The sequence below is a fragment of the Longimicrobiaceae bacterium genome, assembly GCA_035696245.1.
Taxonomy (GTDB): domain Bacteria; phylum Gemmatimonadota; class Gemmatimonadetes; order Longimicrobiales; family Longimicrobiaceae; genus DASRQW01.
This window is the reverse complement of sequence record DASRQW010000020.1, coordinates 1-8467: the sequence shown is the minus strand read 5'-3', so window position 1 is coordinate 8467 and position 8467 is coordinate 1. Positions and strand designations below refer to the sequence as shown.

Annotated in this window: 8 protein-coding genes; 5 read left to right on the top strand and 3 right to left on the bottom strand. The window is 69.8% G+C overall.

Annotation, left to right across the window (positions count from 1 at the left end; all coding sequences use genetic code 11):
• Positions 1-290, top strand: a 290-nt coding sequence (locus VFE05_00785; GenBank protein ID HET6228578.1) for a saccharopine dehydrogenase C-terminal domain-containing protein, incomplete at its 5' end; no start/stop codon positions are given.
• A 307-nt stretch (positions 291-597) separates the two neighbouring features.
• On the opposite strand, the gene VFE05_00780 is transcribed toward VFE05_00785, so the two are convergent.
• Complete coding sequence (locus VFE05_00780) at positions 598-1023, bottom strand: hypothetical protein (GenBank protein HET6228577.1); 426 nt, start codon at positions 1021-1023, stop codon at positions 598-600.
• A gap of 435 nt (positions 1024-1458) precedes the next feature.
• Between VFE05_00780 and lpdA the strand changes: the two genes are divergently transcribed.
• Positions 1459-2862, top strand: coding sequence for a dihydrolipoyl dehydrogenase (gene lpdA, locus VFE05_00775; protein ID HET6228576.1), 1404 nt, complete (start codon positions 1459-1461; stop codon positions 2860-2862).
• 235 nt (positions 2863-3097) lie between these two features.
• Positions 3098-4087, top strand: a complete 990-nt coding sequence (locus VFE05_00770) for a hypothetical protein (protein HET6228575.1) — start codon at positions 3098-3100, stop codon at positions 4085-4087.
• Positions 4088-4499: 412 nt separating this feature from the next.
• Here the strand turns inward: VFE05_00770 and VFE05_00765 are convergent, their stop codons facing one another.
• Both VFE05_00765 and VFE05_00760 read right to left on the bottom strand, forming a co-directional pair.
• The gene (locus VFE05_00765; protein ID HET6228574.1) at positions 4500-5729 is read right to left on the bottom strand and encodes an ATP-binding protein; all 1230 of its coding nucleotides are present in this window, start codon (positions 5727-5729) and stop codon (positions 4500-4502) included.
• A 430-nt stretch (positions 5730-6159) separates the two neighbouring features.
• Entirely contained in the window at positions 6160-6774 is a 615-nt protein-coding gene (locus tag VFE05_00760; GenBank protein ID HET6228573.1) for a DUF4142 domain-containing protein, read from the bottom strand.
• Positions 6775-7235: 461 nt separating this feature from the next.
• Between VFE05_00760 and argC the strand changes: the two genes are divergently transcribed.
• Positions 7236-8201 (top strand): N-acetyl-gamma-glutamyl-phosphate reductase, encoded by a 966-nt coding sequence (gene argC / locus VFE05_00755; protein HET6228572.1) that lies wholly within the window; start codon positions 7236-7238, stop codon positions 8199-8201.
• On the top strand, positions 8201-8467 hold a 267-nt coding region (locus tag VFE05_00750; protein ID HET6228571.1), incomplete at its 3' end, for a hypothetical protein. The genes argC and VFE05_00750, both read left to right, overlap by 1 nt.

Below are 8467 nucleotides of genomic sequence, written 5' to 3'. Positions count from 1 at the left end.
GCCCGGACCTGGTGGCGCTGCGCGTGGAGGTGGAGGGCGAGAAGGACGGCCAGCCGCTGCTGCTGCGCTGGGACCTGCTGGACCGGTTCGACGCGGAGACGGGCATCACGGCCATGATGCGCACCACCGGCTACTCGCTCGCCATCACCGGCGCGCTCCAGGCCGCCGGCCAGGTGCAGCCCGGCGTCTGGACCCCGGACGAGGCGATGCCCGGCGAGCAGTACATCGCCGAGCTGGCCAAGCGCGGCATCCGCATCGAGGAGAGCCGCCACACGCCCGCCGCGGCCTGAGCTCGCCGCTGCTCGCCCAGACGGAAGCAGCGCCCCCGAGACATGGTCTCGGGGGCGCTTCGCTACGTTCGTAGGGTCGGAGAGTGGCCTCGCCCGAACTACGCCGATATCGCGAGGAGATCTCCTCGCGGACGTGTCGCAGGCGAGGATTACAGGATTCGTAATCGCCCGAGGCGAAGCGGAACACGTCAATGGGGTGTAATGCGCTCTATTACGTCAGCGGACCAAAGGTGAAAATGTGAGACGGCCCGGATGCGATGCGCTCGCTTCCGGACCGTTCTCCTGCAGCTGGCGATTCCGTCGATGTCTACCGGCTGAAGACCATCTCGCGGACGCGGTCGGCGGGGCCGCCCATCGCCATCTTCAGCTCGGTGCCGTGGACGAGGACGCGCTGGCCGTTCCAGTCGCCGCCGTTGGGGTCGAGGACCACCGTGTCGCCGCGTACCGCGTAGTCGCCCTGCATCTGCCACACCCACGGCTGCTCGCCGTTCGCGTCGCGCGAGGAGTAGTCCAGCACCATCTCGTAATGTCCGTTCGCGAGGCTCAGGTGCGTGCCGGGCCGGTATGTAACCGTCACACCGTCGGAGAAAGCCAGCGTACCGGGCATCGCCACGTCGTTCGCGCGGTCGAGCTGGTACTCGCCGCCGATGGCGGGCGCCTCGGGCGTGAGGGGCGCGCCGTTGCAGGCGGCGAGCGAGACGGCGGCGGCGATCATGGCGACGGTGCGGCGCATGGCGGTGTGCGGATGGAAGGCCGATCAGCTCTCCGCCTCCCGTGCGGAGGCGGTTCTGCCGTCCATCCGTAAGGCACCGTCTGCGCCGCATCTTTCTATCGTCGTAAGTCGTTAGTCAATGGATGGTTAGATTAGATTTGTCCGCGTCTGCGGCTCGGGTGTTTTGTACAGAATCCTTACAGTGTGGGCTGCATCCACCCATGTAAGCTGTTGAGAACGCCGTGTTTGCCGGAGATGTTTGGAATCCGACCGGTTCCGGGCGCGGTCGGCTGGACTGGACACCTTTGGGGAGAGAGCGAAGACCCGGCGAATGGTGCCGGGGTATCAAGCGGCGGCAGAGGGCCGCGACGTTGCCGCGGGGGGCGGCATCCCGTACCTTGTGCCGGATTTGCGGGGCAGGACCTGACCCGGGACCTTTCGATCCAGAGGTGCAAGTTGGCGGAAACGAGCTTCGACGTCGTCGTGATCGGCGCGGGCCCCGGCGGCTACGTGGCCGCGATCAAGGCCGCGCAGCTGGGATACAAGACCGCGTGCGTGGAGGAGGGCAACCTGGGGGGCGTGTGCCTCAACATCGGCTGCATCCCCACCAAGGCGCTGCTGGAGAGCGCAGCCATGATCACGCACCTGGGCCACGCCAAGGAGTTCGGCGTGACCGTGGGCGAGATCAAGACCGACATGGCGCAGGCCGTGAAGCGCTCGCGCCAGGTTTCCGACCGCCTGGTGAAGGGCATCGGCTTCCTGTTCAAGAAGAACAAGGTCACGCACGTGCCCGGCCGCGGCCGCCTGGCCGGCGGCGGCAAGGTGGAGGTCACGGACAAGGACGGGAAGAAGCAGACGGTCACCGCCAAGCACGTGATCGTCGCCACCGGCTCGCGCCCGCGCGACCTGCCGTTCCTGAAGATCGACCACGACCGCGTGTGGGACAGCACCGACGCGATGATGTCGCAGGCCGCGCCGAAGACGCTGGCGGTGGTCGGCGCCGGCGCCATCGGCTGCGAGTTCGCGGACGTGTACGCCGCATTCGGCACGCAGGTCACCATCATCGAGGCGGCGGACCGCATCCTCCCGCTGGAAGACAAGGACTGCTCGGCGGTGGTGGAGAAGAGCTATCGCAAGCGGGGGATGACCATCCTCACCGGCGCGAAGCTGGAGAAGGCCGAGATCGGCAAGGACGGCGCGACGCTCACGGTGAAGACGGCCAAGGGCGAGACGCAGACCATCCAGGCCGAGCGCGTGCTCTCCGCCATCGGCCGGGCGCCGCTGGTGGAGGACATCGGGCTGGAGGCGGCGGGCGTGAAGCTCACCGACCGCGGCTTCATCGGGGTGGATCGGCAGATGAAGACCAACGTGCCGGGCATCTACGCCATCGGCGACGTGGCGGGGCCGCCGCTTCTGGCGCACAAGGGCTCGCACGAGGGCGTGGCGTGCGTGGAGGCCATCCACGGCGACCCGCACGCGGGCATCGACTACGGCAACATCCCCAACTGCACGTACTGCCACCCGGAGGTCGCGTCGGTCGGCCTCACCGAGGAGCAGGCGCGCGAGAAGGGGCTGGACATCGAGGTCGGCACCTTCCCGTGGACGGCCAACGGCCGCGCCCTCACCGCCGGCGAGACCGATGGCTTCGTGAAGGTGATCCGCGACAAGAAGTACTCGGAGATCGTGGGCGCCCACATCGTGGGCCCGCACGCCACCGAGCTGATCGCCGAGTTCGTGGTGGGCCGTCACCTGGAGAGCACGGTGGAGGAGATGGACCGCGCCATCCACCCGCACCCCACCCTCTCCGAAGCCATCGGCGAGGCGGCGCTCGCCGCCCTCGGCCACGCGCTGCACATCTAGCGGACGGCTTCGCCCCAAAGGACACGAACGGCCCCGGACTTCTCCGGGGCCGTTCGCGTTTGGGGATGGCATCGCCGTCGCTTCCGCATCGGTTCATCTTCTGGCGGACGTACGTTTCCCGGCCTAAATTCCATCTGTTGTTCTCCGCAAACCGTACCGTCGGCCGCTTCTCGGCTCCAATCGGGATCGATCCCCGTCCAGCGTCATCTCACCCCACCCGTTCCCCACCATCCGCATGCTTCGCGTCGCCGTCCGCACCGTTTTGGCGGGTCTGGTCGTCCTCGCCGCGTCGCCGGCGCTCGCCCAGACGCGCGCGTCCGCAGCCCCCACCGTCACAGCCGTTCCAGTGGGGCCGGCGATGGTCACGGTCGGGGCCTACATCGTGGACCTGACGGACTTCGACATCAAGTCGGGGACGTACGTGGCGGACTACTACATCTGGCTGCGGTGGTCGGGGAAGGCGGACCCGTCGAAGTTCGAGATCATGAACGGCAACAAGCTGTCGTGCAACCTGGGCCTGGAGACGCGCAAGGGCGACGCCCACTACCAGGTGTACCGCTGCCAGCACCGCTTCCACGCGGACCTGGACCTGGAGAAATACCCCCTGGACTCGCACAATCTAACCATCGAGGTCGAGGACCAGGCGCTGATGACGGACTCGCTGCGCTACGTGCCCGACCAGGAGGAGACGGCGCGCGAGCACGACATCTCCATCCCGGGGTGGGTGGTGGGAGAGGCTCACATCGACACAGTCACGCACGTCTACCGGACCAACCTGGGCTTCCTGGAGCGCCCGCCGCACGCCCGCTCGCCGTACTCGCGCATCATCGTGACGGTCCCCATCCACCACGAGGAGGCGAACGTTTACCTGAAGAGCTTCCTCGTGCTCTTCATCTCGGTGGCGATCGGGCTGCTGGCGTCGCTGCTCTCGCCCGCGCACGTGGAGGCGCGGCTGGGCGTGGGCGTGGCGGCCATCTTCGGCGTGGTATCGTCGTATCTAGTGGTGGCGCAGAGCCTTCCGCCCACCGCGCAGTTCACGCTGGCGGACAAGCTGCACGTGGCGAGCATGGCCGTGGTCTCGCTCTCCATCCTCACGTCGGCCGTCGTGTACCGCGCGTCGGAGCGCGTCGGCGAGGAGCGCGCGAACCGCTGGGACCAGTGGATCGGCGCAGCGACGGCCGTCGGGTTCATCCTCTGGGTCACGCTGCTGACTATCTACCGTTGAACGGTGCCGGCCGCCTCGCACCGTGAAAGCCAAAGCCGCCCGATCCGTCCTCTCGGATCGGGCGGCTGCGTAACGGCGTACGGTGACGGTGCCCGGCCTGGCCTGAGCGGTGAAAACGTGTGGTAAAGATTCGGCGAGGCTTACCGTGCATCGGAGGCGGTGTGCCGCTCTCGCGCAACGGGCGCACCGTCGCCAGGACAACCCGCCCGTATCTCCCCTCCGCTCCCCCGGATTCCGCGCGGTGACGCACCCGGCTGCGAGCGACGCGACAGAGCCTCCGATGCACGACCGCATCGGAGGCTCTGTATTTACGTTGCTCACCGGTCGCTTCGCCGGTTCGTCGGGTGCTCCGTCCCATGCGGCGCCGCCCGCTGGACACCCGCTGCCGGCGGCGTTGCGAGGCGGCTTTCGATCAGCCGGGGCCGCTGCGCTGGACGGTGAAGAAGAAGGTGCTGCCGGCGCCCACCTGGCTGGCTGCCCAGATGCGCCCGCCGTGCTGCTGCACGATGCTGCGCGAGATGGGCAACCCCAGGCCGGTGCCGCCCTTGTCGCGCGCGTCGGAGCTGTCCACCTGGCGGAAGCGCTCGAAGATGGTGCTCACGGCGTCGGCCGGGATGCCGCGGCCGCGGTCGCGTACCCGGAAGATCACGTCGGTGCCGCGCGGCTCGGCGGCCACGTCCACCAGCGCGCCCGCGGGCGAGAACTTGATGGCGTTGGAGAGCAGGTTGATGAGCACCTGGACGATGCGGTCCGGGTCGACCCACATCTCCACGCCCGGCTCCACCGCGGCGGCGAGCTGCACCCCGGCGGGCACGGCGACGTCGGCCACGGCCTCCACGGCCATGCTCACCAGCTCGTCGGCGGTGACGCGGCGGCGCTCGGGCTCCACGGCGCCGGACTCCAGCCGCTCCAGGTCCAGCATGTCGTTGACCAGCCGCACCAGCCGCGCGGAGTTCTCGGCGGCGATCTCCAGCATGCGCTGGCCCTGCGGCGAGAGCGTGCCCAGCCTGCCCGTAGCGAGCAGCCCCAGGCTGCCGCGGATGGAGGTGAGCGGGGTGCGCAGCTCGTGCGCGACGATGGAGACGAACTCGTCCTTCAGCCGCTCCACCTGCCGGCGCACGGTGATGTCGCGCCGCAGCTCGATCTCTGTGACCACGGTAGCGGCCAGGTCGCGCAGTCCGTCCACCTCTTGCGGCGTCCACCGGCGCGGCTCGAAGCCCGCCACGCACAGGGTGCCGATGACCTGGCCGGCAATGGCGATGGGCACGCCCAGGTACGCGATCAGCCCCATCTCCCGCACGAAGGCGCTGGACGCGACTCGCTCGTCCAGCCGTGTGTCCTCGATGGCGACCGGCTCGCCGAGCTCCACCGTCCAGCGGCAGAACGAGTCGTCCAGCGAGGCGCCGCGGGAAGGCGGCCAGCCGGCGGGAACCACGCAGCTCTTGGAGAACTGCCGCCGGTCGTCCACCAGGTTCACGAGCGCGACCGGGGCGCCGAGCAGCGCCGCCGCCAGCCGCGTGACGCGGTCGAACGACTCTTCGGGCGGGCTGTCGAGGAGCGCCGTGCCGGCGAGCGCCGCCAGCCGGGTGGGGGATTCGAGGGCCGTCGGGGAGTCGGGTGTGTGGTAGGGCTCTGCGACCATCTGGGCTCCGCACGGAGGTCGGCACGGCGCATGGCGTCGTTGCCGGATGCCGTCATCACCGTCCACGATAGCGCCCCGCCGTCGCCGCCCGCCAGAGCCGGACGGCAGCGGCGGCCGATCACGGCATCGTGTTCGGCGCGAAAAGCGCCGTCGTACCTCGCGTCCGCCGCCGTCGCGTGTTCCTCATCTTCCGTCCGGGCTCCGAGGCATCTACCCGTCGCCATAGATTTGCCCGACGACGGGAGATGCGGCTCAGGGCCGCGGCCTGGCCGTGTCCGCCGGGGGTGGCGCGCGCTTCACGGGCGGAGCGGGATGCGACGGCTTGCGCGGGGTGGCCGGACCCGCCGGGGGCATGGCGCCGCCGGCCGCGTCGCGCGCCGGCACGATCGCATTCTTCCCCGTGTCGGCGGGCGCGGGCTCGCTGGGGCCCTTAGTACCACGCGGTGTCCGGCGGCGGCGGGAGGATGGGGCCGGTCGCGGTGCCTGGCCCCAGCCGCGACTGGATGCTGCGCGCCATCGACAGGTGCGCCTCCACCGTGGGGATCGCCCCGCCGATACGCTCGCGCACGGCCGGGGTCTGCACCATCCGCTGCCACTTGCGCAGGCTGTCCAGCGCGGCGGAGTGCCCGTTCACCTGCATGGCGATGAAGGTGCGGTCGAACGCGGGGCCAGCCGGCATCGTGCTGATCAGCGCGCCCTCGTTGGCCGAGACGGCCTGCCGGAGCGCGAACTGGAGCGGCGGGCGCGACACGGTGTCGCCCTTCACCGGCAGGCTGCGCATCTGGTCGTTCATGGCGCCGTGCTCGGCCAGCATGCGCTCGGCGTAGGCGCGCACCTCCGGGTTCTGGAGCTTGCCGCGGGCGGCGCTGGCGGCCGCGATCTCGCCGGTGCTGACCTGCGTCACCAGCATCACCACGTCGCCGTCGCTCAGCCGAACGCTGCCGCCCGGCGGCGGCTCGGCGTCTCGCGCATCGGTGCCCTTCTCCCGTCCACACGCGCTCGCGGCCAGCGCCGCGAGCAGCATCCCCACCCGTAGTGATCGCATCGTCGTCTCCTTCGTCGTTGGCCCCTCCCGTCCGCGCCCCCCGTTTCGCAAGAAGTGCGCACTCCGGCATCCTCGCGCGTCGCCCATCTCCCGGTGCGACCTCCGCGCTTCCGCTCCCGCGCCGCGCATCCGCTTCTCCGTCTCAGCCGCGCCTAGCCGCTCCGCGCCGTCCGACAATCGACCGCGTCGCATCTCCCGTCGCCCAACTCTCCTTTCCTGCCGTTCCTCCGTACACGCTACTCCGAATGCCCCCTAGCGATGTCAGAGGGGTGGGGTACGCATGAGACCATTTTGAGACGAGGGCAGCAAGCCGAACAAACAGAATATAGATGCAAATCCTGCCGGCGAGATGCTGTAGCTGTTCCGTCACACCAGGGGAAAGCTATGCATGTAACTGATTGACTATTCGTTGCATTGGATATACATTCATCACCATGAATGTTTCTCCACTCTCGATTGGCGTGCTCGGCGCCGGAGGCTACGCGGGGCGGGAGTTGGTGCGGCTGCTCGCGCGGCACCCGCACGCACGCATCGCCTTCGCCACATCGGAGAGCGAGGCGGGGACGCCGCTGAATCGCACGGTCCGAGAGGCGCCCGCGCTGCCGCTGGTGAAGGCGGAAGATGCAGACCTGGCCGGGTGCGACGCAGTGGTGTCGTGCCTCCCGCACGGCGAGTCGCTGAAGTGGGTGGAGCGGGCGCGGGCGGGCGGGGCGCGCGTGGTGGACCTCTCGGCCGACCTGCGGGTGCGGGATGCGGAGACGCCGGAGTGGGCTCGCGGCGCCGTGTACGGGCTGGTGGAGCTGCACCGCGACCGCATCGCCGGGGCGGAGCTGGTGGCGAACCCCGGCTGCTATCCCACGGCCGCGCTGCTGGCGCTGGCGCCGCTGCTGCGCCGCGGGCTGGTGGACGGGCCGGTGACGATCGACGCCGCGTCTGGCGTGACGGGTGCGGGGCGGGCGGCCAAACGCGAGCTGCTGTTCGGCGAGGTGGCCGAGGACTTCCGCGCGTACGGCGTGGGCAACATGCACCGGCACCTGGCGGAGATGCGCGCGCAGGCGGGGCTGCTGTCGGGAGATGCGGACGCGCCGGACCTCGTCTTCACCCCGCACCTGCTGCCGGTGAAGCGCGGCATCCTGGAGACGATCTACGTGCCGCTCGCCCGCCCGGTGGACGACGCGGTGACGATGTGGGCCGATGACTACGCGGGCGAGCCTTTCGTGGACGTGCTGGCGGATCGCCTTCCCTCGCTGGCGGACGTCGTGGGCACGAACCGCGTCGCCGTTGGCGTCTCCGGCGTGGCCGGGGTGAAGAAGCCGATGCTGATCGTGGTCGCGGCCATCGACAACCTGCTCAAGGGCGCCGCCGGACAGGCGGTGCAGAACCTCAACCTCATGTTCGGCCTGCCCGAGACGGAAGGACTGTGCTGATGCGCGACGTCACGGTGGTGAAGGTGGGCGGCAACGAGGTGGACGACGCCGAGTGGGTGGGCCGCCTGGCCGCGGCGATCCGGCGGATGGGTCCCGTGGTCGTGGTCCACGGCGGCGGCAAGGAGGTCAGCACGCTGCAGCGCACGCTGGGCGCGGAGCCGCAGTGGCGCGACGGCCTTCGCGTGACCACACCCGAGGCGATGCGCGCCGTGTCGATGGTGCTCTCCGGCCTGGTTAACAAGCGGCTGGCGGCGGCGCTGATCGGC

Bases quoted from the DNA above. Each gene is read 5' to 3' on its own strand.
- VFE05_00780 (HET6228577.1), bottom strand. From the start codon at position 1,023: ATGCGCCGCACCGTCGCCATGATCGCCGCCGCCGTCTCGCTCGCCGCC.
- VFE05_00770 (HET6228575.1), top strand. From the start codon at position 3,098: ATGCTTCGCGTCGCCGTCCGCACCGTTTTGGCGGGTCTGGTCGTCCTC.
- VFE05_00765 (HET6228574.1), bottom strand. From the start codon at position 5,729: ATGGTCGCAGAGCCCTACCACACACCCGACTCCCCGACGGCCCTCGAA.
- VFE05_00760 (HET6228573.1), bottom strand. From the start codon at position 6,774: ATGCGATCACTACGGGTGGGGATGCTGCTCGCGGCGCTGGCCGCGAGC.